Here is a 26,283-nt window from a genome sequence, read left to right on the forward strand (position 1 = left end):
ATAAATAAGCCCGCCTGTTCATACTATGTTATGAGCAGGCGGGCTTATTCAATTGGTTGTGCAGTGATATAAGTTTTAAGTTATGATAGTAAAATAAATAACTTGACGAAATAAAGTTATAAAAATATAATAAGTTACATAAAGTAAGTTGATTAAAAAATGATACATTCAAAAGGAGAAATAATCATGAACTTTCACCGTGCCCCTCATGTATTTGTTGGGAAAGTAAATTTAAAAGTAGAAAATTTAGAGCGTTCACTTGCTTTTTATCAGCAAATAATCGGGTTTAAACTTTTAGGGAGAAAAGAGAACAAAGCCTTGTTAACAGCTGATGGACGCACGGCGCTGTTATCGATTGAACAGCCGGAAAACGTTACAGCAAAACAGCCTCGTACAACAGGCTTATATCATTTTGCTCTATTGTTGCCGACTCGTTCTGATTTAGGAAGTATACTGCAGCATTTGTTAAATAGCGGTTATCCGCTTCAAGGGGCGTCTGATCATCTAGTGAGCGAAGCGCTGTACTTGGCAGATCCAGATGGAAACGGCATAGAGATTTATCGAGATCGTCCGTCAAGTACATGGGAATGGAATGACAGTGAAGTAGTAATGGCTACAAAACCTTTAGATGCAGAAGCGATATTAGCTGAAGGAAACGGTAAACCATGGACAGGATTACCTTCAGCTACCTTAATGGGGCATATTCATCTTCACGTTTCTGAATTAGAGCAAACGGAAAACTTTTATCGAAATGGATTAGGTTTTGAGGTTGTGAGCAATTACCATAATCAAGCATTGTTTATTTCAACTGGGCGCTATCACCATCACATCGGACTAAACGTTTGGAATGGAATTGGAGCGCCTAGCCCTCTTGAAAGCAGCGTTGGTTTAGCGTCATTTACACTTGTTTTTCCAGCTGAAGAAGCAAGGGAGCAGGCAATAAATAAGCTTCGTGAAATCGGATCAGCTGTGTCTAAAGAAAACCAAGATTTCATCACAAAAGATCCATCAGGCAATATAATTAGATTAGTCCTTTAACATAAAAGCTGCCGCAATTGGCAGCTTTTATTTATCGCAATGTTCGTCAAAATAGGAAAGAAATGTACACTTTTTTCTCAAATAGTAAGATGATAATGGCGAAAATGGTGTTATTTTCAGGGAAATAAACGAAGAGTCTTACGTTTAAAAAAGTTTGTAAACAAGCGGGCGTGGGAATAAAATACATATCAAGCATCATTTCTTATCGTTTATTGAATCTTTATATAAAGTCTTTTCATATAAAACCTTGAAGGAAGGGAGCGGAAACCTGTGAGATATAAAGTGAAACATTGGCTTAGATTAACTTCAGATGAGCGCTATCTTGTATTGTTTGCTACTGCTGCTTTGCAAAAAGAAAAGCGATAAAAGAGTTGTTAATAGTAAGGAAAGTAGCTTTATATGCTAACGAAAAGGTAATAAAAGGCCTGAAAATAATATATTTATTTTCAGGCCTTTTATTGTTTTCAAACCTTTTTTAAGTCAACTGTTGAGAGATAGCTTCAGCCGTTTGTTTGCCGTTTGTTATACACGCTGCAATGCCTACTCCATAGTAAGAACAGCCGGCTAATGTAATAGCGGGGTGCTTGTCATGCAATTTTTGAGTCAAGCTGCGTACAAGTTCACCGTGTTTAAGGTGATAGGTAGGCATCAATTTATCCCAATTGGTTACGTCGCTTTCAATAGGCTCCTCTTTGATTCCTAAGCTGTTTTCAATGTCCTTTTGTGCCACTGCTAGCAGCTCTTCTTTTGACATCGTCCGCAGGCTGTCAAAGTGGTGACTCGTACTTTTATAAAACAGGCGAACTAACAAATTCCCTCGCTTAGAAGTGTGAGCCCATTTTTTGCTCGTCCACGTGCAGGCATTGGCGATTAAGTTGCTTGATTGAGAGGCAATAAACCCGGTGCCTTCAGCGGGAAGGTATTCGTCTGGAACGTCATAGCCGATGTATACGCTAATGAGAGAAGAATCTTTTAACTGCTCAAAGTCTTCGTTTAATTCGGGATCGTTCAACAGGTGCTGAGCAGCCGTGTGCGGTGTAGCTAACACCACATAATCTGCTGAATAGGCTTGCCCCGGCGTACTGATTTGGTAACGTTCACCGTTCCGTTTTATGCTGGTGGTTGGCGTATCTTTTAAAATTGTTACATCAGAAAGCTCTTCTTCTAAGCGGTGAATAATCGTTGATAAACCTTGTTTAAACGAAATGAATTTTTTATTTCCTGCCGTTTTAAATTTTTTTTCATTGGCTCCCATTCCCTTGATGATGCTGCCGTACGTGTTTTTATAGTCGAGCAGATACGGGAGAGTCGAAGAAATCGTGAGTTTGTCTAAATCGCCAGAGTAGACGCCCGATAAAATAGGTGCAATTTGCTTTTCTACTAGCTCTTCTCCTAAAAAATGTTTTAAAAAGAGTCCGATTGAGCTGTCTTTCGTAAACGTTGTATTTTTAGTAATTAAGTCTTTTAAAGCTGTAATTTTAGCTTTTGAAGAAATCAGCTCGCTTTTAAAAAGAGATTCCACGCTTGTTGGAATACCGAACATGGTATCTTCAGGAATTGGAAGCAGCTCATTAGCAGAGTAAATAAACGATTTGCCCGTTTCGTTATAGACTAAATCGTTTGTTAAGTACAGCTCTTCTAGCAGGGGCATAACGTTTTCTTTTCGAGCTACAATAGAATCCGCCCCTGTTTCCATAATAAATTCCCCAGCTTCACGCGTATTGATTTTCCCTCCTAGATGGGCATGTTTCTCTAGTAATAATAATTTAAGCGGGAGATTACGTTCTCGTTTTAGTTTCTGCAAATAGTACAGAGTGGTTAAGCCCGTAATTCCTCCTCCAATAACAGCGACCGTTTTCAAAATATTCACTCCTACATGTTCAACAATTAGTCTGTAATATACGAAAATCATACCACTATGACTAGGAAAAGTGTAATGAATTGATTGTGAACATAGTGTGTGCAAACACGAAAAGAAATATTGAAACTATACGATTAGATATTTTGAAATTACATAAAATAAAAGCTCATACACGTAGAGAAAATGACTGAGACGCAGCAGTGAAGAAAGGAGGAAGCATCATGCTCGGCGGTTTTATGGAAACGCTGAAAAAAGACTGGCTCGCTTTAGTATTAATAAGTGTTCTTATATGCGGTATTACCTTAAACGTACGAGCTGAAGAGAAGAGCGGACGAAGCGGATACATCGAACCAAAGCTAGTTTTTCCTGTGATCAGTGATGTTCATATTAAAGAAGCAGGAACGCTTGATTTGCGTACTTTTCAACATGCATTAACGCAGTTAAATGAACAGGCACCGAAACAAGATGCATTTGTAGTAGTAGGAGATTTGGCTGATACCGGCGCGTTAAAAGAATACGACCGCTTTTTTTCTATTTATAATCAAAATAAACAGCCGCAGGCCGTATCTCTTTTTACGATTGGTAATCATGAATACCGGGACAGCGTAACTAATCAGCAAGCGCAGCAGCGTTTTTTATCTAAAACTAAAATGAAAGCTCTTTATTTTCACCAAGTGATAAAAGGATATCATTTTATCATGCTTGGAACAGAAAGCCGTCTGACCGCCGGTGATTATTCAATCAAACAAATTAACTGGCTTGCTGAACAGCTGAAGATAGCAAAGCGAGATGATCCTAAAAAACCGATTTTTGTCTTTATTCATCAGCCTATTAACAATACACTGTACGGGAAAAACAGATGGGGGATAGAAGTGAATGAACAGCTTCTTTACAATACGTTAAAATCTTATCCGCAAGTCATTACATTTTCTGGCCATACCCACCATCCGTTGGACGATCCTCGTACTATTTTTCAAAGAGATTTTACATCTCTTGCAACGTCTTCTGTTCGGTATATATGGCCTGGTGCCGGATATTTACAAGGTGAACTTCCTCCTGGCTACCGAGATGTGAGTCAAGGTCTTCTTGTAGAGGTTTATAATCGAAAAGTAGTCGTTAAAAGGCGAGATTTTCACGCAAATAAGTGGACGGGAGAAGCGTGGGAAATTAACATACCTGCAGATGCAAAAAAGTTTCACTACACGAATGAACGAGATTTAGTAAAACCGATTTTTCTCCCAAGCTCTACTATTTCTGTTATACAAGAAAAAGCTTCATCGAATCAGCTGTATATCCAGTTTACGCAAGCGGTGGATAATCTGATGGTTCATTCTTATCGCATTACCGTCAAAAATAAACAAACTGGAGAAGTGGTCAAAACATATAATGCATTTTCTCAATATTACAGCGATCCCGTTCCGGATGTTCTAAGTCTTCCGTTATCAGGTTTACAGCCTCATACTGCGTATCAAATAGAAGTAGCGGCAGTGGATGCGTTTGACAATCAAAGCGACCAAAAATTAATCATTGAAGGCTCTACTAAATAGCTAAAAGAATCCTGGTTTTTATTGATTCTTTTAGCTTTTTTTCATCTGTTTTTAATGTTATTTTCATTAGATTTTTAAGTGGAGTTGCTACACTGAAACTGTATTTAAAGTCATAATATGTAATTTTCATGAAAGTATTAAAATCAAAAGGAGTTTGTATGAAAGGATCTTTTGTACGTTTTTTAGTAGTAGGGCTGGTCAATACAGCAGTAGGTCTTTCCATTATGTATGTGCTGCTTCATATTTTTCATCACTACTGGGCAGCAACGTTTATCGGAAACGCAGCAGGAGCAGTCGTCAGCTACGTGTTAAATCGAATATTTACGTTTAAAAGCGGAGTTCATTTATCTACAAGCATACTGCGTTTTATTTTGGTTATTGGCGTTTGCTACGGCTTGTCTTACTATATTGGACTGCAGTTCTCCAGCTGGTTGTTGCATCAACTTCCTGCTGCTGTGCATCCGTTCAAAAAAGATGTCGGTATATTAATCGGAACAGGTCTGTATACGCTTTTAAATTATACGGGTCAAAAATACTTTGTATTTAATGCAAAAAAAGAAGCAGTCGTTGTACACGATTAGCTTTTAGTAATTATGAAATGGAAATAGGTGTTAACAGATGAAGAAAGAAACAGCTATGAATAAAGAAAAAACATTGCTTATTATCGCTTTCCTTTTACTGCTTGCGTATGTATCCCCTATGTTTTTGCTCGGGGAAAACTCACATATACGCGTGCATGATAATTTAGACTCAAATATTACGTGGTATAAAGTTCTGCATCGAAGCGGAGAGCTGTTTGGCTCCAGTCATGCCGTATTGCCTCAAATCATTAACGGATTGCCGAGGAATACGTTTGGAACAGAATTCAGCGGTATTCAGTGGCTGTATGGTTTGTTTCCTACCATGCTGGCGTACAGCCTCAGCCAAACGATTACGCGTGTATTTGCTTTAATTGGAATGTATTTATTATTAAAAAAGCACTTTATTAAAAGCGAGGATGCTTATGCGATTCGAGTGCTTGTATCACTTGCTTTTGCACTTACGCCTTTTTGGCCTTCGGGCATGCTGAGTACATTAGGACAGCCGCTGGCGCTGTGGGCATTTTTAACCATTCGAAACCGCGAAGGAACGTGGAAGGAATGGCTTACACTTTTACTGCTTCCGTTTTACGCGAGCTTTGTGCTAGGATTTTTCTTCTTTTTAACGGCGATGGGGCTGCTATGGCTAAGAGATGCGGTGAAAAAACGAACGTGGAATATTCCTTTTTTAAACAGTATTGCAGCGATGACCGCTGTATTTCTGCTCATTGAATACCGGCTTGTTGATTCTCTTTTATTTCCCGAGGCCCCGACGAGTCGAAATGAATTTTTAAGCTCTACTCTAAGTTTCGGACATTCCGTTCGCCTTGCTTTTAAGAACTATACGCTTGGGCATACGCATGTAATGACGCTTCATACCTTTGTGATTTTACCGCTTTCTTTTATCGTACTTTGGATCGTTGCTCGGAATCAGAAGGGGAAGCTTGAAAAAACGTTTTTGCAGTTATTTATTCTTAATCTACTACTGTCGATTTGGTATGCGTTTTGGTTTTATAAAGGATGGGAGCCGCTAAAAGAAAAATATCAGCTTTTTAATACATTTAACTTTGCTAGATTTCATTTTTTACGCCCGCTCATTATTTATTTGATGTTTGCCGTTGGCGGCTATGTTTTATGGAAAAGGGGCAAGGCGTGGAAAAAGTTTGTGTGGGTGTGTTTGGTTTTACAGCTGCTTGTGTTGTTTATAGCGAATCCTGAACTTTATTATCGCTACAATCACGAGCCGTCAGTCAAAGAATTTTATGCTGTCCATCAATTCGATGAAATCAGCAGATATATAGGGAAACCTCAATCATCTTATCGGGTAGCAAGCATTGGGCTTCATCCATCAATTGCTCAGTATAACGGCTTTTATACGCTCGATACGTATAACAACTTCTATCCGTTAACGTATAAACATGAGTTTCGCAAAATCATTGCCAAAGAGCTTGATAAAAATAAAAAGTTAGAAAGTTACTATGATCACTGGGGCAACCGCTGCTATGTGTTTGTTAGCGAGCTAGGGAAAAAATATGATTACCGAAAAGACTCAACGAAAAAAATCCGTCATTTGCAGCTTAATATCAGCCAATTTAAAAAAATGGGCGGTCGCTATATCTTTTCAGCTGTGCCAATTGAAAATGCTGAAAGTGACGGTTTGCACTTTTTAAAAGCGTTTAACGATAAACAGTCCGCTTGGAAAGTGTATGTATATGAAGCAAAGTAAGGGGGCAATAACATGAACAGACCTATTTTAACAATTGTTGTTCCATGTTACAACGAAGAAGAAGTATTCACAGAAACATCTTTTCAATTAACTACTGTAATAAAAGAACTGATAAATGAACGTCTTGTATCAAGTGAAAGTACCATTTTATTTGTAGACGATGGAAGCAAAGACAGCACGTGGTCGCTTATTGAAAAAGAAAGCTGCAGCAATTTGTTTGTAAAAGGGTTGAAGCTAGCGCGGAATGTAGGACATCAAAATGCTTTGCTGGCAGGACTAGAAGCAGCCCATAAGCAATCTGACTGCGTCATTTCCATTGACGCAGATTTGCAAGATGATATCAGCGTTATTCGTACTTTTGTAGAGAAATATTGGCTCGGGTATGAAGTCGTATATGGTGTTCGAGACAGCAGAGAAACCGATACATTTTTTAAACGAACCACGGCAGTAGGGTTTTACCGTTTTATGAATAGGCTAGGAATTCAGCTCGTTCAAAATCACGCCGATTTTCGTCTCATGAGCAAACGTGCTCTTGGTGAACTTATGAAATATAAAGAAGGCAACGTCTTTTTACGAGGCCTTGTACCATTAGTAGGATTTCGCTCCACGGAAGTCACATATGACCGCAAAGAACGGACAGCGGGCGAATCAAAATATCCCCTAAAGAAAATGCTTGCTTTTGCATTCGACGGGATTACATCTTTTAGCGTAGCGCCGATACGCTTATTGACGCTGCTTGGAGGAGCTTCTTTTCTCTTTAGTATTGCGTTTGGTATTTATGCGCTGATTCAAAAATATTTAGATCATACGCAAATCGGCTGGACGTCTCTTATTTTATCGATTTGGCTTGTAGGCGGCCTGCAGCTAATGGGAATGGGTCTTGTCGGAGAATATATTGGCAAGATTTTTAACGAAGTGAAACAGCGTCCTAAATATGCGATTGAAAGAGATTTATATACAAAACACTCATTAGCCAAACAAAAAGATTTGCTTATGCATTAATTTAAGAAGCTTCTCCTAAATGGAGAGGCTTTTTTGTTAAAGCGTTTATCATAATTTTTAAGTGAACAGGAAATGCTACTACTAAAATTTCTAAGGAGATCAGAATCTATGAAAAGACTATTTTATACAGTCAGCACTTTTTGTTTTGTTTGGCTTGCTTTTGCAGCCATTCATGTCAGCGCTCTTTCGATTGAGAAGCTTCCAATGAAGAAATCATCTGAACAATGGTCAGTTGAACTCACAAAAGCGAGCATGACGGGAGATAATCAGCTAAAGTGGAAAAATAACGTCTATCATACATATGGATTAACCGTTGAAAACATTGGAAAAGACGTAGAGCGCGTGCAGGTCCAAGCTTTTCGGCACGAAGGAAAAAATAAGGCGAAATACAGCTTGTTTTCTCCTATTGAACGGTCTAACTTAAGCAAAAGCGGTCAGCGTTTTCGCTATGCGAATTTTGCTGTTCCTGGAAAAGCGGCAGGTTTAGACATTATGATTAACTGGACGGACGAACGAGGCAATCATCAAGAACATTTTGAATTTAAATAAAAGTCTTCGCTTAGGCGAAGACTTTTTTTGCAGGAATTTATCCTCGTATGTGGAAAACGAACACGAAAGGAGAGATCGTAATGATTGCAAAAGCTACTGAAGAAGAAATACAAGAAATTCGGAAAAAATCTGCTGATGCGCTGTTTGAAGGAACAATGAAGCAGTTTCATCCGTCAGCAGAACGCGTAAATGAACTAGTTGGTAGTGCCCTTGAAAAAGGCTGTTATTATTTAGTTTCAAGACAAGAAAATAAACTCGCAGGCTGGGTTCTTATCGGCCCATCTGCCGACTTCTTTTCAAAAGAAGAAATTGGCTTTATCTACGAATTATATGTTGTACCGGAATACCGCGGGCAAGGTCTAGCCAAGCCGTTAATGCAAAAAGCAATTGATGAATTGTCTATCAAAGGATACCCTGAAATCAGACTCAGCGTTCATGCTGGGAATTTTGCACAGCATGTGTATCGTGAACTTGGCTTTGTAGATAAACAAATATCAATGAGCTTCCAAGTGGCAAAACGTCCGTAACGTTGATGAATGTCAGCGAGTCCATAAAACATAAGATGTTATACATGCGATGAGGTTCGGTAATGAAAGTAAAAGTAAATAAGTAGCCCAAACGGAACCTTTATCTAGTACTTCAACGGCTCCTCCACCTGTATTGTCTGAAGAGGGGGGATCTTCAAGCGCGTTCATAATCAAAGCCGCCGCTGCTAAAATAATCCCTCCAATGCTTCCGGTTGTTTTGACAATTGCAATATGGAAAGTAGATGAAAAAGCAATAGTAAGAAGCAGCAGCAGGCTTCCCAAAAAAGCAGATAACAGATATCGTTTCATGTGCTCACCATCCTTTATGAAAGCATACCATATTTTACTTCTTTTTTCTTTTTATTGAAAAGCTATTGACGTAACCTACAAAACATATTAGAATAGTCAGAAATAATTTAAAAACGAAATATTCTTATCTAGAGAGGTGGAGGGACTGGCCCTTTGAAGCCTCAGCAACCACAATTATTGAATGGTGCTAATTCCAGCATAGCCTAGCTCTGATAGATAAGGAGAGGAATCTTTTTCTATGATGAAACCCTCTTCTTAGGAAGAAAAATTTCGTGTGGAAAAGGTGATGACATTGAACAATAGACAAACAACGTTAAGCACTGATGATTATTTAGATCTATACTTATTAGCCAAAGAAATAAAAGACGAAACGTGGCAGCAGGAAATTTTAGCTGCGCTAAAAACGCAGCAAAATCGTTCATTTGAAGACAAACAATCCGCCCTCGTTCAAGAGATATGGGAAGATTTTAAACAGTTAAATGAAGATATTTCTTTTACGTATCGCTTGATTCAAGAAGAGCCAACTAACGAACAATTTCAGGCTAAATTAAGCCGCTTGAGAGAACGGCGGATCACGCTGAGCCGTGAGTTATATTTAGCTAAAAAACAGTATGTTGAACACACGCAATAAAAAGATCCGCTTGATAAACAAGCGGTTTTTTTACGTGTAAATGTTAGAAGCGTTATATTTCGGGTAGTAAATAGATAAGACAAAAAAAGGAGGGATAACAGTGGCCCAAGGTGTATTATGTGAAGTGAATGAGTGCATGTATTGGAAATCCGGAAATAAATGCAGTGCAGAGTCCATTTACGTTGTGAGTCCTGAAAGTAGTCACCATGTTTCTGAAACGGAAGAACCTGGCTGTAAAACTTTTGAACCCGCGAGATAAATGCTAGTTTTTATAAAAAAGCATAAAATGAACGATGCGCTGACGGAATTGAGTCGGCGTTTTTCTATTTTTAAAAAAATACTATTACTTAGGTGCAATAATAAATACATAGTAAAAAAGCAGTGTCTACGTCTAATTGTGTGTTTAAACAAAATGATACGATAATTTTTTTGTTTTTCGACAAAAGAAAAGTGAGAGAAAGGTGATAGAATACAAATATACAGCCTAGCTGTCTTTTAGCACAAACTTATATGAAAGCGCTAACAAAAAGGCTGTGTTCATCTCGTTTTGACAGATTGGAAAAAGGGGAGACGTTTATGCAGGGGAAAACTCAGGGGAAAGAATTGAAACGCGGGTTAGAAGAAAGGCATGTGACGCTGATGTCCTTAGGAGCAGCCATAGGGGTAGGGCTGTTTCTTGGATCTGCATCTGCTATTAAATTAGCAGGGCCGGGAATATTATTGGCGTACGGATTTAGCGGAATGATTATGTTTTTTATTATGAGAGCACTTGGGGAAATGGCGATTCAAAAACCTGTTGCAGGTTCATTCAGCAAGTACGCGCGCGACTATTTAGGGCCGCTTGCTGGTTATTTAACAGGTTGGAACTACTGGTTTTTATGGGTTGTAACATGTATGGCTGAAATTACAGCCGTTGGTATTTATATGGGATATTGGTATCCGGATGTACCAAACTGGATTTGGGCGTTATCGGCGCTTGTCATCATGACAACAGTTAACTTCTTAGCTGTTAAGGCATATGGTGAACTGGAATTTTGGTTTGCACTTATTAAAATTTTAGCGATTGTGTTAATGATTGCCGTTGGATTATTAATGATTGTGTTTGGAATCGGCAACGGCGGCGTTGCGACTGGTATTAAAAATTTGTGGGACAACGGCGGACTGTTCCCGAACGGATTCAAAGGTATTTTGCTGTCGCTGCAAATGGTCATGTTTGCGTATTTAGGAATTGAAATGATCGGCGTTACCGCGGGAGAAGTGAAAAATCCGGAAAAATCTCTAGCAAGAGCGATTGATTCTGTCTTTTGGCGTATTCTGATTTTCTACGTCGGTGCGTTATTTGTCATTATGTCGATTTATCCGTGGCAAGAAATTGGTTCACAGGGAAGCCCGTTTGTATTAACATTTGAAAAAATCGGCATTCCAGCGGCGGCTGGTATCATTAACTTTGTTGTACTAACAGCAGCTCTTTCTTCTTGTAACAGCGGTATTTTTAGTACAGGCCGTATGCTGTTTAACTTAGCAGAACACGGAGAAGCGCCAAAAGGATATGGCCAGCTTACAAAAGGCGGCGTACCGGGAAAAGCTGTTTTAGCATCAGCAGGTGCGCTATTAGTCGGAGTAGCGTTAAACTACATTGTGCCTGCCAAGGTATTTACGTGGGTAACAAGCATTGCAACATTCGGTGCGATTTGGACATGGGGAATTATTTTGCTTTCTCAAATTAAGTATCGCAAAACGTTAAAAACAGGTGAAGAGGCAAAGCTGAAATATAAAATGCCTTTATTTCCGTTAACATCTTATGTGTCACTTGCGTTCCTAGCGCTGGTAGTGGTTCTCATGGCATATAATCCAGATACAAGAATTGCAGTTGTCATCGGACCATTATGGTTTATCGGTCTTATTATCGCGTACTACGCAAAAGGATTTCATAAACGAAGTCAAGGTTCAGCTGAGACTGAGCAAAAGCTAGTGAAATAAAAGAAAAGACCTCTTTCTTGGAAAGAGGTCTTTTCTTTTATTTTATTTGTTCTTAATTTCCTATAAATAATTAGTTTAGGTAGGTTTCAATAATTGTTTCAATATCATAAGGAGTAATACCTTCATCAAGCGAATAAATAGTGTCAGCTTTTTGTTTGTCATAGACAAGTGTTCCTCTAGCTTGTGCGTGAAATGAAAAAAGATCATAAAGCGTTGGCTTCAAAAGCTTTGTCATGGCTTTTCCCATAAGAGAGAGAGATCCATTGTTTTGTTCAAGATTATTTTGAAATTCAACATGATGATGCAGTGAAATATCCGTCCAGATTAATTTTCGCTCTTGTAAATCAAAAATTAAAGGGATGGAAATGGTGGAATCACTAGCAAGATCTACTTTATTTTGTACGGTAGAAGGTTCGAATATTTCGCCGGACTCTACGTGCTGTCTCATCATCCATCCTCCAAAGCATTCGGGGAGCATAACAAAAGGTTGAATGGAAAATGAATAAACGTTCATTAATACATAACGGCCGCCTTTTTTTAGAACAGTAGGGATATGCAAGTCAATAAATTCACATGCTCCCTTAGGGGCAGATGTAATATCTCCGCTGTGGAAAGCTTTGAAGCTTTTTGAAGATAAGTTTGTATAGGAAATATGCTCTTTATACAGCCAGTTTTCATCGTAAATTCCGGCAGATAAATCAATATCTACATTACCAGTGTGTTCACCATTACCAGTGTGTTCACCATTTACAAAGCCTTCTTTCCACCAAATGAAAAAACGAAGCGTGTCGCCTTCAGGTATTGTTAATTTACTGCCGCGGCTAATCGTTTTTAACGTTTTACTGCTTGAACGCTGTGAAAATGGTATAGTTTGTTCATGCAAACGTTCATCAACCCATACATTTCCAAGAGGTGGCAGCTTGGCAAAACGGTCATGTAAAGCATCTTTGCATGCATTTATTACACCTTCACAAAGATCCTTACGAAGAGAAGGTAAGGGATTATCAAGCGCCATTACTTTGGACACATTCCCTTTAGGAAACACTACGCGCATATCTTGTTTATGATGTCGATGCTTCATATGAGAATAGAGCTGAAGCAGTACTGGCGTAGAGACATGATGAGCGACCGTTGCAAATGCTGTAATAATAGAAGCTGCTTCTTGTTCCCCAGTAGATAAGCGCAGTAAATGGTCAATTCGTCTAGCAAAGTCACCTGGACGTTTTTCTAAAAGTGAAACTGCTTTTGAGACGTCTTTTTGCTCGAGTGCTTTCTCTACTTTACTATAGAAGGTCAATGGTTTTTTATGATTTCGAACAGCATCGAATCCTTTAGCAGCGCGAGGAAATCGATGTTTGTATTCCCCAGGATGTAAAATTTCACCTAAACGAATCCACTTTACTTTATAGCGAAACATATCTTCTTCTATGTTTGAAGTGCTTTCTAGCAGCTGCAACAAGCTTCGACGTTCAAAACGACTAAACTTCTTAAATAAAGTGGGTGATGAAAGGCTAATATCTCCATCAGATAAAGCGGTTGCCAAACGTAAAACGTCTGTTGCTGTTTTAAAATAAGAAGACAAGACATCAATAGGTAGTTTTTTTGTTTTAATTAAAACTGAGCTAACAAATGCACCATTTTCTTTTTGAGGAATGACTTCTGGAAGTAGGTCTAATGCATGTAAATGGACAAGCGACCATTCAATGTCTGCTCGATCCGTTTGCGATAATGAGGTATTGGCACCAATTAATTGACTCATCATAAGGCCGAATTCTTCATCTGTTCCGAGGTCAATAATCCGCAAATCTGTAGTATCTAACAGTGGGAAAACATCTTGTTTTTCACTGTTTGGTAAAATCCCAGTCAGATAGTGAACCACGGCATTTATGTATAGTTCTGCTTCCGACGCTTGCATGACTTCGTTTGGAAAGTTAGGATACATCGGTTTATATTTGACATGAGCGCCAACAAGTCTTTTTAAAGATAAGAGAAGCTGCTCATAAAAAGACATAAATTCGTAGAACGAAAGAGTGAGTAACCGATCAATTAAAGAAGCTGAAGCTGTAAATCCTAATGCCTCAATGTTTTTTAACATGGAAGCTACATAAGCAGGAGCTAATATATCTGATCCTTGATTTATAATTACTTTAGATTGTCTTCTTAAAAAAATATCGTTTTTCATTCAAACACCACCATGTATGATTTGCACAGAAAAAGCCAGGCGCTGTGCTTCCTGACTTTGAATATATGTATAGTTAGGTTAATGGATTAAGGAAAGGGATACCTCTAAATTCTAAGAGTTGGATGAGAAGGAAGAAGTATCATAGCCTTAATCTTTGAATATTGTACCATCATATTGAAAAGATGTAAAATAATAATAGTTTAGTAGGGCAGGAAGTTTTTTGTCTTTTTTACCTATCGAATTCTCCCAATTTTAAACCCATTATCAATTTGATGAAAGCCGACTTTTGGATAGTAGTTCATAGCAGAAGGAGCTGAAAGTAAAATCAGCGCGGTTTCTTCGCCGATTTCTGATTGAACATGTTTGATGAGCTGTGTACCGATTCCTTGCTTTTGATAGTCTTTTACAACAGCTAAATCCGATAAATAGCAGCAGTAGCTAAAATCTGTTAACGCTCTGGCTATGCCAATGAGTTGGCTGTCGTTCCAAGCGGTAATGGTAAGAGAAGCGTGATCAAGCATTCTTTGAATCCGATCAAGATCTTGTGCAGGACGTTTAATGCCTGAATGCACAAACACTTCAGCAGCTTGTTCGGCACGGATTGAGACGTTGGTTTTATAAGTAATAGTCATTGTGTCATCTCCTTGAGTTATAAGATATAGTTCAGTATATGAAGAAACTGAACTGAGAGTAAGTGTCAGAAACAGCGAATTTAATAGTATCAGTTAGAAAGGAAAGAACACTATGTTAGAGCTAATGCCTTTGCTTGATAAAAGAAAAGCAGATCCCTTGTACATGCAACTTTATATCTACATAAAACAACAAATTCAAAAAGGTACCATTCCGCCTCATGAAAAATTGCCTTCTAAACGAAAGCTAGCTCTTCATTTAAGCATTAGCCAAAATACGGTTGAAGCGGCTTATGTACAGTTAGAAGCTGAAGGCTATATTGAGATACTAGCCAGGAAAGGAGCATTTGTAAAAGAGATAAAAAATGAAGTCGTGCTTCAAGAACTGCCTCCTATCTCTATATCTCTGCAACAAGAAGATCAAAAATTAACTGCCCTTGATTTTAGCCATGGAAAGATAGAAGTAGAAAAATTTCCGTATAATACGTGGAAAAAGCTAACGGTTCAAGCTATTTATCATGATGAAAGCCAGCTTTTTTATAGCGGACATCCGCAGGGCGAACTGCTTCTTCGCCAAGAAATTGCGTCGTACCTTTACCACTCAAGAGGAGTGCGCTGCACAGCGGAGCAAATTGTGATAGGTGCAGGTACACAGTACCTCATGTGGCTGCTTTCTGTCATTCTGGGAAAAGAAAAGATAATTGGGTTCGAAAACCCAGGCTTTCACCGAACGAGGCACGTTTTTCAAGAACAAGGCATGTCGGTCGTCCCTGTTTCTCTTGATAGTTCTGGCTTGAAAGTCAAGGAACTGAAAGAAAGCGAAGCGGATGCGGTGTACATTACGCCGTCTCATCAATTTCCTGTTGGCATGGTCATGCCGATTGCAAGAAGGCTTGAACTACTAGAGTGGGCGAAGGAAGCGAACGGCTATATTATAGAAGATGACTATGACGGAGAATTTCGCTATAAAGGAAAACCGATTCCGGCCCTTCAAGGATTAGATCAAGACGATCGCGTTATTTATACGGGGACGTTTTCAAAATCGTTGATGCCTTCTCTTCGAATCAGTTATGCCGTGCTGCCACACCGGCTTCTTACAAGATATGTGAAGCACTGTGGACTTTTTAAACAGCCTGTTTCAAGACTTCATCAGCATACGCTTTTTCTTTTTATGAAAGAAGGACACTGGGAACGTCACTTGAATAAAATGAGAACAGCATACCGCAAAAAACAAGCGCTGCTGCTAGATTGTTTGACTGCTATTATGGGAGAACGTGTAGATATTGTTGGAGAACATTCCGGCTTGCATATTCTTCTTGAGGTGAAAAATGGAATGAGTGAACAGAAACTAATTGAAGCAGCTGCCAAGCAAGGGGTAACGATTTATCCAACGTCTATTTATTATCATAGTGCCGATGAAAACAAGACGCCCTATGTATTGCTTGGATTTGCGGGATTGTCTGATAAAGAAATAAAAACAGGTGTAAACCTGCTGTTTAAAGCTTGGTTTGAACAGTAAGATTGAGAGATATGCTGGGGGAATTTCGATGAAAGTAAAGCGGAAATTATTTGGCTTATGGACAGGAGAGTTTACGTCAGCTTTACTGTTTGCTGCGCTGTGGATAGGGTACTTAAATGGATTTTCGCATCTAGCTTTTTATTTAACAACGTTTTCAAGTGTGTATGCTTTTATTATACTTGAGTTTATCTTGTTTCAAGGAAGCTTGTACTGGTTTATGAAATGGAGGCGAGTGAGCCGAAAAGAAGATTCTCATTTGCCCTCCAGCTACATTCAGTTATTTCTGCTTTTTAAAAAAATGAATAAAATTCTTCTTACGTTAGGTTTAGGTGTACTCATTTACCACTATGTGCAGTTAGGGGTTAAAGGACTTGCTTTTTTTCTAGGCCTTTATGCGTTTGCTTGGATTGAATATATTAACTACTATGTGATTAGACTTTCTTATCAAAGTCCAAGTGAAATCAAAGAGTTTTTTGAGCAAAAAGGCTTTAAGCGGTCTATTTTAGCGAGAGAAATAGATAAAAACCAGCGCGTTTGACTACACAGACCGCGCTGGTTTTTTTGTCTGGAAATCAAGGAATAGGCAAGAGTCGATAAATTAGTGAACTTGAAGGTAAAGGAAAGTTTGATAGGAAGAAGATGCTTCTTGTAAGGAAGATACGAACGTATGAAAAAGCGGCGTTACATTCATGCGGTTGTTTCTCGACCAGTCATGGTTTGCGAAAAATGATTTTCTTAGTTCGGCCGTCAGTTCAATCTGGACTCCGGCTTTTAGCAAATTATCATTTACAATATTTTGTTCGCTTGTTCCGGCTACATCAGATGGGGCGTCACGGACTGTAAAGCCGTTTTTGCGTAGCGCTTGCTTCACCAGCTCTTTGTAAAGCTGATTTTTTCCGCCTACATATACGATAGGCTGGCTGCCGCTGTAGCCGTGAATCGTCAAAACGGACATACTTTGCTGAGCCATTCCTCTAGCAATCGGTTCGTCAAAATTTTCTGAGGTTATGTGCAGAACTCCGTTGTTAGTGGACTTGATGCCTTCGAATAAATAATAAGAAGCGGAAAAGCGATCAGCGAGTTCTTTGGCGACTTCTGATGTGCCCGGTTCAATTCCTCCGCCGTGAATGGCTATAATGGATAGGTAGCTAAAGCGCTGTTCGTAGCGAATATCGTAGTCTTGATGGAGAATCTCGTGCTGCTGCAGTTCTGCATAAGAGGAATAATAGTCACCGCTTGCATAAGAGGGAGGGAGAATCAAAAAGCAGCACATCAAAGGCAACAAAATGCTTGTACTCCATTTGAATAAACGGTTCATTAATAATCACCTCTATTTATCCTATGATAAATAGAGGTGATTATTAATATTTTCGCTTTTTGATAAAGTGCCAGTTTGTTTGAAATTCAATGGGTTCGCGTTCTAATCGTCCTCACTCAAGAAATATGCTGTAATAACTGATAATTTTATCTAATTTGATTAGCCTCCACTTCAAAAATTGGTTATAGTAAATTATAACAAAAATAGAAATAGTTAATAGGTCCATTTATAAAAAAGTGAAGAGAAAGGAGGGGGGAAATGACCGCAGCTTTTATTAGTCGTCTCGCGCTATCAGGTTTGTTAGGAGCTTTGGTTGGTTTAGAAAGAGAGTTTAGAGCAAAAGAAGCGGGTTTTCGCACTCATTTTTTAGTTGCTGTCGGTAGTACGCTCATTATGTTAATTTCCAAATATGGCTTTTCAGATGTGCTTCATCAAGATCATATGGCTCTTGATCCGAGCCGAGTTGCCGCACAAGTAGTAAGCGGTATTGGTTTTTTAGGAGCAGGTATGATTATTATTCAAAAGCAGCATGTTAGAGGGCTCACAACAGCCGCAGGCGTATGGGCAACGTCGGGAATTGGTTTAACCATTGGGGCGGGTATGTATACAGTCGGCATTAGCGCAACTATACTGGTGCTGATTGGCTTAGAAATATTGAACGTAATGTTTACATCTCTTTCTACTCATTCCCTTTTAATTAAGTTTCGTGCAGCGAATCAAGAGGATATTTATGAGCTCCTTGATAAGATTGAAAGGGGAAATATTATGATTTCATCCTATGAAATTCACCAGGATCATCATCAAGGTGAACTGCTTTATTTTGTTGAAATAAAAGGAAAAGCAAAAAAGAAAGGGAATAAAGTAGAATTGATTAAATCGATTCACTCTATGGCTCACGTGTTATTTATTGAAATTGAATAAGCACTTATTTATTTTTTGTCAAAGAGATTAAGACATAACTAAATTAATCTAAAATCGAACAAATGGATAAAGGGGCCAGTATGATCGTTTAGTACACCACGGCTGATTTCCGTGCAAGGCTTCGCTTTCCGCGGGCGGCCGGTGAGCCTCCTCGTCGCTTGCGCTCCTGCGGGGTCTCACTTATTCTGCTTTTCCCGCAGGACCTCCAATCAACCGTTAGAAGTACCTCCATATATGAAACCTACGTTTGGATCTTTCTTCAGCTAAAAAACTTTCGTTTCAGCCTCTTTATTCGTTCTCTATCTTGCTTAAATCGTTTCGCAGTGTTTTAGCATAGCAAAAAAAGGCTATTACCTAAATATAGAGAATTTTACTGGAGGTTATAAAATGAAAATTGGAGTCGTAGGTGCTACAGGAAAAGCAGGAAGTTTTATCGTGAAAGAAGCTTTAAATCGCGGCCATGATGTAACGGCAATCGTACGTGATGCGAGCAAAGTAGACGAACGAGATGTTCGTACACTGGAAAAAGACATCTTTGATATCACGGCAAAAGATATCGAAGGCTTGGATGCAGTAGTGAATGCGTTTGGAGCTCCTGAAGGAAAAGAACATCTGCATGTAGAAGCAGGACAGTCGTTAATTCGTGTATTTAAACAAGCTCCGGACGTTCGTCTTCTTGTTGTAGGAGGAGCAGGCAGTTTGTTTGTCGATGAAGAGAAAACGACGCGTCTAGCAGATACGCCTGATTTTCCAAAAGAGTATAAAGCGACAGCTGACAATCAAGCTCAAAATTTAAAAGATTTAGAAAGTACAAGCGATATTAATTGGACGTTTATTAGCCCAGCAGCATTTTTTAATCCTTCAGGAAAACGAACGGATGCTTATAAAACTGGGAAAGATCATGTTATTTTAAACTCAGAAGGAAACAGCCATGTCAGCTATGCTGATTATGCCATTGCTGTCATTGATGAAATTGAGCGAGGAGAGCATGTAAACGAACGCTTTACCGTTGTATCCGACGCTAGATAAAGGAAAAGCCGCTTTATGCGGCTTTTTTTGTGCATGTTATACTATGGGAAAAGGAGTAAGGTATAGAATGGATAATAAAGTAAACGTAGAACTAGCGTTTTATAGTGAAGCCTACGAGTCATCTATACATAGCTATACGCTGCCTGAAGCGCAGCTCATTTATACGGCACTTCCCGCTGAAGCCTTAGCTAAGTGTGAGCGGGAAAAGGACAGAACGCCTGTTTTGATTTTGGCAGAAAACAAACTAGCCGGCTTTTTCGTGCTCGACGCAGGGAAAGCTGTTAAAGAATATACTAAAAGCTCCGGCGCGCTTTTAATACGGTCGTATTCCATTCATCCTGATTATCAAGGAAAGGGAGTTGGCAAAAAGTCATTGAAACTTCTTCTTTCTTTTATCAACCAGCACTTTCCGACTAAAAATGAAGTGGTGCTAGGCGTGAACTATAAAAACACGGCCGCGCAGCAACTGTACAAAAGAAGCGGCTTTATCGACACAGGCGGACATATTTTTGGAAGCCAAGGAAAGCAGTTTGTTTATGAGATGGACATAAAAAAAGCTTGAACAAGAGTTCAAGCTTTTTTCTTATATAACAAGTAGGAAGCTAGAGCAAATAGGCAGTGCTACAAGGGACGTTTTTAATACGGGAGCAGGGACGCGATTTGTGAATTTTGCTCCAATATATGAACCGACCATTGTGCCGACTACTACTTGGATCAACAGTGGAATATCTAAAAAGCCCTGCTGATAATAGCCCATTCCTCCGCCGATGGCAATCGGAATAATAACGAGCATTGTCGTTCCGGCTGACTGACGAATAGACAAGCCTAACACCATCATAAGGCCAAGCTGGATAAATGGAGTTGATCCAATTCCAAACATTCCTGATAGAGCGCCGGTTATTAAGCCAATTAGTAAAGAATAGACGACAAATTTAGCTCCTGTTGGAACAGTACGTTCTTTTTGCTGACGGGAAAATAAAAACATACGCAGCCAAAGTAAAACACCAGATAATAAAAGCATACCGGCTGTTAGCCATTTTAGCTCGCCTTCTGGGATAAAGGATGAAAGGTTAGACCCAATCCAAGCGCCTAATGCACCGAGGATACCAACAGAGATACCGGATTTTAAAGATACGTTACCTTCGCGGTAATGACTGACGGCGCCAGATAAAGAAGAGAAAATCATTGCGGTAAGAGCCGTTGCGAGTGCAACGTGTACAGATACGCCGTACAGCAGCGTTAAAATCGAAATAATAAAACCTGATCCGCCTGCTCCGACAAATCCTAAGATTAGTCCGACGGCTAACATTGTTAAAACAATTGAAACATCCATAAACTAATTCCTTCTTTCAACACTTATTCTATGCAGACACATAACATTTTTAGCAAGTGCTACGTTCTTCATTTAAACATGAATTTTTTATGACGTCCAATGTATAATTTATATGAAATTGATAGTATTATGTAATAAGTAAAGGATGTGAAAAAATGGAATGGCAGCAGCTCGAATATTTTAATGTTGTAGCTCAAACGGAACATTTCACAAAGGCAGCGGAAAAATTATCAATCGCACAGCCTACGCTCAGCCGCTCAATTTCTAAATTAGAATCAGAGCTTGGCGTGCCGCTATTTGAACGAAAAGGAAGGCAAGTTATTTTAAATCGATATGGACGGCTTTTTTATGAACGAACGGTTAAAGTATTAAACGAAATGGAAGAAGCTAAACGTGAGCTTTCAGATTTGATTCATCCTCACCGCGGCAGTATTTCGTTTGCTTTTTTAAAATCATTAGGCGCTTCGTCCGTCCCAAAACTAGTTCATGCTTTTTTACAAGAGTATCCGAACGTTCAATTTCAAATTTTTGAGAACGCTACGAACATCATGCTTGATCAGCTTCAAACGGGTGAAATTGATTTTTGTATGTCTTCTGTAACGGAATCTAGGTCAGGCATTCAGTGGGAATATTTATGGAAAGACGAGCTGTACGCGTATGTCCCTGATACGCATTCTTTTGCCTCAAGGCAAGTACTTTCGATTTCAGAGTTGGCTCATGAATCGTTTATCGCGTTAAAAAAAGGATACGGAAGTCGAACAATTTTTGATCAGCTGTTTGAAGAAGCGGAGATTGTCCCAAATATTACGTTTGAAGGAGAAGAATTTTTGACGGTGATTGGTTTTGTAGCGGCTCATTTAGGAGTTGCCTTGCTTCCTGAAATAAAGGGAGTGGACTTACGAGGCATTAAAAAAATAAAGCTCAAAGAAGACACAGCTTCAAGAGTAATTGGGATTGCGTGGAACAAGGATAAATATTTAACTCCTGTTGCGAAAAAGTTCCAGGAATTTTTAATTCAGTATTTCAAAGACCATCATACAGGAGGAAAACGATGAAGAAAATTGCTTGCCTGCACGCTCATCATTCGAACATCTCTTATATAGAAAAAGCGCTGCCGTTTGCGAACTGTATGCATTTCGTAGACCCTGGACTTGTACATCGAGTAACAACCGACCCTAAGTTTGCAGCGGAGTCAGCAGCTGCAGAAGTAGAAAAGCAGTTAAAGTGGATGGAAGAATGTTCAGCGAATGCCATTTTACTTACGTGTACGAATTACATTGCTCTTTTACCAGAAGCATTTACAAGCGATATTCCAATTATTAAAATCGATGAGCCTTATTTTCACCGAATATGTGAAATAGAAGAACCGCAGCTTATCGTGTTTACAAATCCGGAAACCGTAGAAGGAACAATGAAGCGCCTAGACGAATTTGCATTTTATCAAAATGTAAAGATAAAGGTTCGCCCTGTTGTGATAGAAGGTGCTTTTGAACTAGTAATGACTGGAAACCTAGAGAAGTATAAACAGAAGGTAAAACATGTCTTACATGAGCTAATAAAAGAGCATAATACCGTTGTTTCAGTAGCGCAGCTCTCGATGGTAGAAGCGGCGGCGGAGGTAAGCGACCGTATTATTACGCCTCTTCAACCGTTAGCGGAAGAAGTAAGAAAAACAATTATTAGGTCATAAGAAACGAAAGAAAGAAAAAATAAATGGTAAAATATTCACTTTATTTTGACAAAAATTTCATTTCCTTATATGATAAGTAGTGTTATAGAAACCACTTATTATATAGGGGAGGCATCGTTTTGTGAAGAAAGCAAATGCACGCGATAAGATTTTAGAAACAGCATCGCGGCTTTTTCAGCTGCAAGGCTATCATGCAACAGGATTAAATCAAATTATTAAAGAGAGTGGGTCGCCAAAAGGGTCTCTTTATTATTATTTTCCAAAAGGGAAAGAAGAACTGGCGATTCACGCTGTTCAATATACGAATAAATACGTCCAAATCCAAATTAAAGAAAGTTTAAATAAATCTTCTGACGCAGCCCAGGCTATTCAGTATTTTATTGAAGAATTGTCCAAGCAGTTTGAACACGAAGAAAGTATTGCTGGTATGCCTGTTGGACTGCTGGCTGGAGAAACGGCGCTTATTAATGAACCGCTGCGAGAAGTCTGCTACGCAGCGTTTCAAGATTGGGAAAAACTTTTTAGAGAAAAAATGATAGAGAGCGGATTTCAAGAAAAGCAGGCAGGAGAGCTTGCAGTTGTGATTAACTGTATGATCGAAGGAGGAATCTTGCGTTCGTTAACAGAGAAAACAAGCGCTCCTTTGCAGCAGATTCAGCAGCAGATTCCAGTTCTTGTTCGTAAATAAAAAGTGAGGCTGGGACATCACAAAATGAATCTAAAGACTAACAATCGGGATACATGAGCTGGACTGCTTGTGACCCTGCTGTTGATTTCCGTGCAAGGCTTTGCTTTCGGCGGGAGGCCGCTGAGCCTCCTCGTCGCTTGTGCTATTGCGGCGTCTCATCTGTGCCGTTTTTCCCACAGGAGTCTTCGCCTTGTCCTCCAATCAACAGCTAGAAGTAGCTACCTACATAAAACCTACGTTCACCATAATCATAAAAAACACGAACTATTCATCCTTTTTGATAGATAGTTCGTGTTTCACTTTAACTAGACTACTTTGTCCTCGACTCTTTTTTATAGATTGACGGAATTTGGCATATATTGATAAAATTTAAAGTGTATTTTCTGAAAATTCTATTTCTTGCAAAGAGAAAGAAAGGAGTAGCTTGTGATTTTTACTATTATTCAAGCTGATGATACGTGGGCACTATGGGGAATTCTAGCGATTTGGGCTTCTGTTAGTATTTTTCTCGAACAAAAGTATAAGTGGGCTTCTTTTCTGTCAGGAGCTATTATTGCGCTAGCAGGAGCGCTTATCCTATCAAATTTAAAAATCATTCCAACAGAGTCTCCGGTTTATGATGCGGTTTGGGCGTATCTAGTACCGCTTGCCATTCCATTATTGTTATTTCAAGTCAATATGAAAGAATTATTTCAAGAAAGCCGGAAACTGCTTTTTATTTTCTTAATCTGTGCAGTAGGAACGGTTATAGGGAGCACGGCAGGCTTCTTGTTATTAAAAGATTATATTCCTGAACTAGCAAAAATTGCAGCAGCTATCGGCGCTTCTTATGTAGGCGGAGGGGTTAACTTTGCTACCGTTACGGCTAAATTTGAACCATCAAGTCAAATGGTTTCGGCGACGGTAGTTGCTGATAATATGGTCATGGCTTTACTGTTTGCCGTGTATATGTTCGTTCCTTCTATGAAGTTTTTTAGAAAACATTTTAAGACGCCTCATATTCAAGAAGTAGAGGCTGGGCAATATGGAGAAAATGATCGTCATACGCTTGCAGAAAAATATTGGGCAAAAAAAGAAATTTCGTTAAAAGACGTTGCGGCTTCAATTGGTACATCATTTTTTCTAGTGGTTGCATCGTTTAAATTAGCCGAATGGTTTGGAACAATCATTCCAACCGGTCCAAATGTTTCGGTAGTTCAAACATTATTACATACTATTTTGAGCGAAAAATACTTATTGCTTTCCACACTTACGTTTCTTGTCATTTATCTGTTCCCTTCTTATTTTAAAAACATTAGCGGAAGCCAAGAAATCGGCACGTACTTCATTTATATTTTCTTTGTTGTCATTGGAGTACCGGCGTCTATTCCATTAATTGTTGAAAAAGCACCTCTTTTGATTCTATTTGTGCTCATTGTGGGAATGAGTAATTTAATAGTGGGACTTATTCTAGGAAAAGTATTTAAAATTGATTTAGAACATATTTTACTAGCGAGCAATGCAACGGTAGGAGGGCCTACGACAGCAAGTGCAATGGCGATTGCTAAAGGATGGGGAAGTTTGGTTGGTCCTATCTTAGTAGTAGGAACGCTTGGCTATATTATTGGTAACTATATCGGTTTTGCACTTGGCTATTGGTACTTAACATTTTAAATAAAAAAGCGCCTCCTCTGATGACTCGGAGGAGGCGCTTTTTTATTTAGCATGCTTGGCTGCTGAAGATTGATAAAAGCGGCCTTTAAAGATATACGTAGCTGTAATAAATAAATAGATAGCTAGTGTAATAGTCGTAATAACAATGGAGGTTGTGCAGATAACGCCAATTAAAATAGCGCTTAGTGCAATTAGGGCAGCCCACGTCGTATAAGGAAACCATTTAACAGAGTAGCTGCTCGATGCTTCTGGCTGAACTTTGCGGGACTTTAAGTGTGCGATCGCAATAATCAACCAAATAAACAACACGGTATATCCTAAGGATCCCATCAAATAATCAAATGTTTTACTTCCTGCAAATAAGGAAATCAACACGCCCACATAAAGAGATGATGTACACATTAAGATTGCATAGACAGGAACTCTGTTAACAGAAAGTTTCGAAAATATCTTCGGCACTCGACCGTCTACTGCTTGCGTATACAAAATACGTGATGAACCGTAAAGCCCTGAGTTCATTGAAGAAATGACGGCTAACAAGATCACGGCATTCATAATATGATCTGCTCCGGGAATTCCAATCATTTTAAATACCATTACAAAAGGGCTTTGAGAAACGCCGTTCACTTCATTCCAAGGAATCAAGCTCACGATGATAAAAAATGGGAACAGATAAAAAGCAATGATGCGCGTTAATGTGCTGCGCACGGCTTTTGGTACTACTTTTTCAGGGTTTTTTGTTTCAGCTAGCGTTACCCCGATGATTTCAGTTCCACCGTAAGAGTAGATGACAACTAGCATCGCTGTAATTAACCCAGTTGGTCCTTTAGGGAAGAAACCGCCGTGATCGCTCAAGTTTGAAAAGCCCGCTGCGGTATGGTGACCAAATGATACAAATAGTAACAGAAGTCCAGCGATGATAAAGATTACAATGACCGTAATTTTAATTAATGCTAACCAGTATTCCGTTTCAGCAAATGCTTTGACCGAAAGCAAGTTAATAACTGTGACAATAACGGATACGCCTAAAGCAAGCATCCAAATTGGATAATCAGGAAGCCAGTACTGAATAAAAATAGCTGCTACAACAGCTTCAGCTGCAATGTTTAACACCCACATTTTCCAGTAAATCCAGTCTAAAAAATAAGCGGGGTAGCTTCCTAAAATCGACTGAACTAAATCACGAAACGTTCGTGCGTCACTGTTTCGAACCGCCATTTCAGCAAGACCTTGCATAATGAATAGTAAAATAATTCCGCCAATTAAATAAGCAATGATAACTGATGGTCCTGCCATATCAATAGCTGAGCTGCTTCCTTTAAATAAACCAGCGCCAATTGCTCCACCTAGCGCCATCATCATAATGTGACGTGAAGTCATTGTTCGCTGCAAACCTTGGTTGTCCTTCTTCATGACTTTTCCCTCCACTTTTTTATAAAATAAAAAAAGCTTATCGTCTCCTACCTCATTATCAAATGAGAGAAGAGACGATAAGCTTTAGCTAACCGCGGTACCACTCTTGTTGGCTCTTAAAGAACCCTGCTTAAAACCTGATAACGAAGGTTAGACGTTA

General features: G+C 39.1%; 27 protein-coding genes, 1 riboswitch and 1 other annotated feature (1 of these 29 running past the window's edge). Of the genes, 19 read left to right on the forward strand and 8 right to left on the reverse strand.

The genetic code is table 11. The annotated features are described in order from the left end of the window. Nucleotides 1-186 precede the first annotated feature (186 nt). Entirely contained in the window at nt 187-1,038 is an 852-nt protein-coding gene (locus ACFX4E_RS04660) for a VOC family protein (RefSeq protein ID WP_377237860.1), read from the forward strand. Nucleotides 1,039-1,513: 475 nt separating this feature from the next. On the opposite strand, the gene ACFX4E_RS04665 is transcribed toward ACFX4E_RS04660, so the two are convergent. Continuing rightward, the gene (locus ACFX4E_RS04665; RefSeq protein ID WP_102812941.1) at nt 1,514-2,899 is read right to left on the reverse strand and encodes a protoporphyrinogen oxidase; all 1,386 of its coding nucleotides are present in this window, start codon (nt 2,897-2,899) and stop codon (nt 1,514-1,516) included. A 221-nt stretch (nt 2,900-3,120) separates the two neighbouring features. On the opposite strand from ACFX4E_RS04665, the gene ACFX4E_RS04670 reads away from it, so the two are divergent. From ACFX4E_RS04670 to ACFX4E_RS04695, 6 genes are all read left to right on the forward strand, one after another. After that, complete coding sequence (locus tag ACFX4E_RS04670) at nt 3,121-4,446, forward strand: metallophosphoesterase (RefSeq protein WP_377237859.1); 1,326 nt, start codon at nt 3,121-3,123, stop codon at nt 4,444-4,446. Nucleotides 4,447-4,604: 158 nt separating this feature from the next. Further along, entirely contained in the window at nt 4,605-5,027 is a 423-nt protein-coding gene (locus tag ACFX4E_RS04675) for a GtrA family protein (protein WP_028410941.1), read from the forward strand. 37 nt (nt 5,028-5,064) lie between these two features. After that, on the forward strand, nt 5,065-6,750 hold the full coding sequence (locus ACFX4E_RS04680) for a DUF6044 family protein (protein ID WP_028410942.1): 1,686 nt from the start codon (nt 5,065-5,067) through the stop codon (nt 6,748-6,750). 12 nt (nt 6,751-6,762) lie between these two features. Next, nucleotides 6,763-7,752, forward strand: coding sequence for a glycosyltransferase family 2 protein (locus ACFX4E_RS04685; RefSeq protein ID WP_377258856.1), 990 nt, complete (start codon nt 6,763-6,765; stop codon nt 7,750-7,752). Nucleotides 7,753-7,860: 108 nt separating this feature from the next. Next, nucleotides 7,861-8,301, forward strand: a complete 441-nt coding sequence (locus tag ACFX4E_RS04690; RefSeq protein ID WP_060747130.1) for a hypothetical protein — start codon at nt 7,861-7,863, stop codon at nt 8,299-8,301. An 80-nt stretch (nt 8,302-8,381) separates the two neighbouring features. After that, entirely contained in the window at nt 8,382-8,828 is a 447-nt protein-coding gene (locus ACFX4E_RS04695) for a GNAT family N-acetyltransferase (protein ID WP_098334035.1), read from the forward strand. 12 nt (nt 8,829-8,840) lie between these two features. Here ACFX4E_RS04695 and ACFX4E_RS04700 read toward each other — a convergent pair whose 3' ends face one another. Next, nucleotides 8,841-9,137 (reverse strand): hypothetical protein, encoded by a 297-nt coding sequence (locus ACFX4E_RS04700; RefSeq protein ID WP_028410946.1) that lies wholly within the window; start codon nt 9,135-9,137, stop codon nt 8,841-8,843. Between the two features lie 121 nt (nt 9,138-9,258). Beyond that, nucleotides 9,259-9,360: riboswitch (SAM riboswitch) on the forward strand. Between the two features lie 63 nt (nt 9,361-9,423). On the opposite strand from ACFX4E_RS04700, the gene ACFX4E_RS04705 reads away from it, so the two are divergent. From ACFX4E_RS04705 to alaP, 3 genes are all read left to right on the forward strand, one after another. Then, nucleotides 9,424-9,768, forward strand: a complete 345-nt coding sequence (locus ACFX4E_RS04705; RefSeq protein ID WP_377258933.1) for a hypothetical protein — start codon at nt 9,424-9,426, stop codon at nt 9,766-9,768. 100 nt (nt 9,769-9,868) lie between these two features. Beyond that, the gene (locus tag ACFX4E_RS04710; RefSeq protein WP_016765258.1) at nt 9,869-10,027 is read left to right on the forward strand and encodes a DUF1540 domain-containing protein; all 159 of its coding nucleotides are present in this window, start codon (nt 9,869-9,871) and stop codon (nt 10,025-10,027) included. A 317-nt stretch (nt 10,028-10,344) separates the two neighbouring features. Further along, the gene (gene alaP / locus ACFX4E_RS04715) at nt 10,345-11,748 is read left to right on the forward strand and encodes an alanine permease AlaP (RefSeq protein ID WP_377237856.1); all 1,404 of its coding nucleotides are present in this window, start codon (nt 10,345-10,347) and stop codon (nt 11,746-11,748) included. Nucleotides 11,749-11,818: 70 nt separating this feature from the next. Here alaP and ACFX4E_RS04720 read toward each other — a convergent pair whose 3' ends face one another. Together ACFX4E_RS04720 and ACFX4E_RS04725 are read right to left on the reverse strand one after the other, a co-directional pair. Beyond that, a complete protein-coding gene (locus ACFX4E_RS04720) occupies nt 11,819-13,930 on the reverse strand; it encodes a TerD family protein (protein WP_377237855.1) in 2,112 nt (703 codons plus the stop codon). A 233-nt stretch (nt 13,931-14,163) separates the two neighbouring features. Beyond that, a complete protein-coding gene (locus ACFX4E_RS04725; protein WP_377237854.1) occupies nt 14,164-14,562 on the reverse strand; it encodes a GNAT family N-acetyltransferase in 399 nt (132 codons plus the stop codon). 112 nt (nt 14,563-14,674) lie between these two features. Between ACFX4E_RS04725 and pdxR the strand changes: the two genes are divergently transcribed. Both pdxR and ACFX4E_RS04735 read left to right on the forward strand, forming a co-directional pair. Continuing rightward, nucleotides 14,675-16,078: a MocR-like pyridoxine biosynthesis transcription factor PdxR gene (gene pdxR / locus ACFX4E_RS04730; RefSeq protein ID WP_377237853.1), complete on the forward strand. Its 1,404-nt coding sequence runs from the start codon at nt 14,675-14,677 to the stop codon at nt 16,076-16,078. 28 nt (nt 16,079-16,106) lie between these two features. Next, nucleotides 16,107-16,616, forward strand: coding sequence for a hypothetical protein (locus ACFX4E_RS04735; RefSeq protein ID WP_377237852.1), 510 nt, complete (start codon nt 16,107-16,109; stop codon nt 16,614-16,616). Nucleotides 16,617-16,676: 60 nt separating this feature from the next. Here ACFX4E_RS04735 and ACFX4E_RS04740 read toward each other — a convergent pair whose 3' ends face one another. Continuing rightward, the gene (locus tag ACFX4E_RS04740) at nt 16,677-17,396 is read right to left on the reverse strand and encodes a poly-gamma-glutamate hydrolase family protein (RefSeq protein ID WP_377237851.1); all 720 of its coding nucleotides are present in this window, start codon (nt 17,394-17,396) and stop codon (nt 16,677-16,679) included. A 258-nt stretch (nt 17,397-17,654) separates the two neighbouring features. Between ACFX4E_RS04740 and ACFX4E_RS04745 the strand changes: the two genes are divergently transcribed. Continuing rightward, nucleotides 17,655-18,317, forward strand: coding sequence for an MgtC/SapB family protein (locus ACFX4E_RS04745; protein WP_028410954.1), 663 nt, complete (start codon nt 17,655-17,657; stop codon nt 18,315-18,317). A gap of 88 nt (nt 18,318-18,405) precedes the next feature. On the opposite strand, the gene ACFX4E_RS04750 is transcribed toward ACFX4E_RS04745, so the two are convergent. Next, a complete protein-coding gene (locus ACFX4E_RS04750; RefSeq protein WP_377237850.1) occupies nt 18,406-18,549 on the reverse strand; it encodes a hypothetical protein in 144 nt (47 codons plus the stop codon). Nucleotides 18,550-18,704: 155 nt separating this feature from the next. Here ACFX4E_RS04750 and ACFX4E_RS04755 point away from each other — a divergent pair, with 155 nt between their 5' ends. Both ACFX4E_RS04755 and ACFX4E_RS04760 read left to right on the forward strand, forming a co-directional pair. Next, nucleotides 18,705-19,346: an NAD(P)-dependent oxidoreductase gene (locus tag ACFX4E_RS04755; RefSeq protein WP_060747138.1), complete on the forward strand. Its 642-nt coding sequence runs from the start codon at nt 18,705-18,707 to the stop codon at nt 19,344-19,346. A gap of 67 nt (nt 19,347-19,413) precedes the next feature. Continuing rightward, nucleotides 19,414-19,908, forward strand: a complete 495-nt coding sequence (locus ACFX4E_RS04760) for a GNAT family N-acetyltransferase (RefSeq protein WP_028410956.1) — start codon at nt 19,414-19,416, stop codon at nt 19,906-19,908. Nucleotides 19,909-19,929: 21 nt separating this feature from the next. Here the strand turns inward: ACFX4E_RS04760 and ACFX4E_RS04765 are convergent, their stop codons facing one another. After that, the gene (locus ACFX4E_RS04765) at nt 19,930-20,679 is read right to left on the reverse strand and encodes a sulfite exporter TauE/SafE family protein (RefSeq protein ID WP_016765247.1); all 750 of its coding nucleotides are present in this window, start codon (nt 20,677-20,679) and stop codon (nt 19,930-19,932) included. A 155-nt stretch (nt 20,680-20,834) separates the two neighbouring features. Here ACFX4E_RS04765 and ACFX4E_RS04770 point away from each other — a divergent pair, with 155 nt between their 5' ends. The 4 genes from ACFX4E_RS04770 (at nt 20,835) to ACFX4E_RS04785 (ending at nt 24,710) form a co-directional block, all read left to right on the forward strand. Further along, on the forward strand, nt 20,835-21,734 hold the full coding sequence (locus ACFX4E_RS04770) for a LysR family transcriptional regulator (RefSeq protein ID WP_028410957.1): 900 nt from the start codon (nt 20,835-20,837) through the stop codon (nt 21,732-21,734). After that, a complete protein-coding gene (locus ACFX4E_RS04775; RefSeq protein WP_263033807.1) occupies nt 21,731-22,369 on the forward strand; it encodes a hypothetical protein in 639 nt (212 codons plus the stop codon). Before ACFX4E_RS04770 ends, ACFX4E_RS04775 begins: the two co-directional genes overlap by 4 nt. Nucleotides 22,370-22,490: 121 nt before the next feature. Continuing rightward, entirely contained in the window at nt 22,491-23,057 is a 567-nt protein-coding gene (locus ACFX4E_RS04780) for a TetR/AcrR family transcriptional regulator (RefSeq protein ID WP_098965855.1), read from the forward strand. A gap of 426 nt (nt 23,058-23,483) precedes the next feature. Further along, nucleotides 23,484-24,710 carry a DUF819 family protein gene (locus ACFX4E_RS04785; protein WP_060747143.1) on the forward strand — a complete coding sequence of 409 codons (1,227 nt, stop codon included), beginning with the start codon at nt 23,484-23,486 and terminating at the stop codon, nt 24,708-24,710. A gap of 42 nt (nt 24,711-24,752) precedes the next feature. On the opposite strand, the gene ACFX4E_RS04790 is transcribed toward ACFX4E_RS04785, so the two are convergent. After that, entirely contained in the window at nt 24,753-26,123 is a 1,371-nt protein-coding gene (locus ACFX4E_RS04790; protein WP_098331968.1) for an amino acid permease, read from the reverse strand. Between the two features lie 67 nt (nt 26,124-26,190). Further along, nucleotides 26,191-26,283: a binding site (T-box leader), on the reverse strand; it runs 139 nt beyond the window's last position.

The sequence above is a fragment of the Priestia sp. YIM B13491 genome (assembly GCF_042787605.1).
Taxonomy (GTDB): Bacteria; Bacillota; Bacilli; order Bacillales; family Bacillaceae_H; genus Priestia; species Priestia megaterium_E.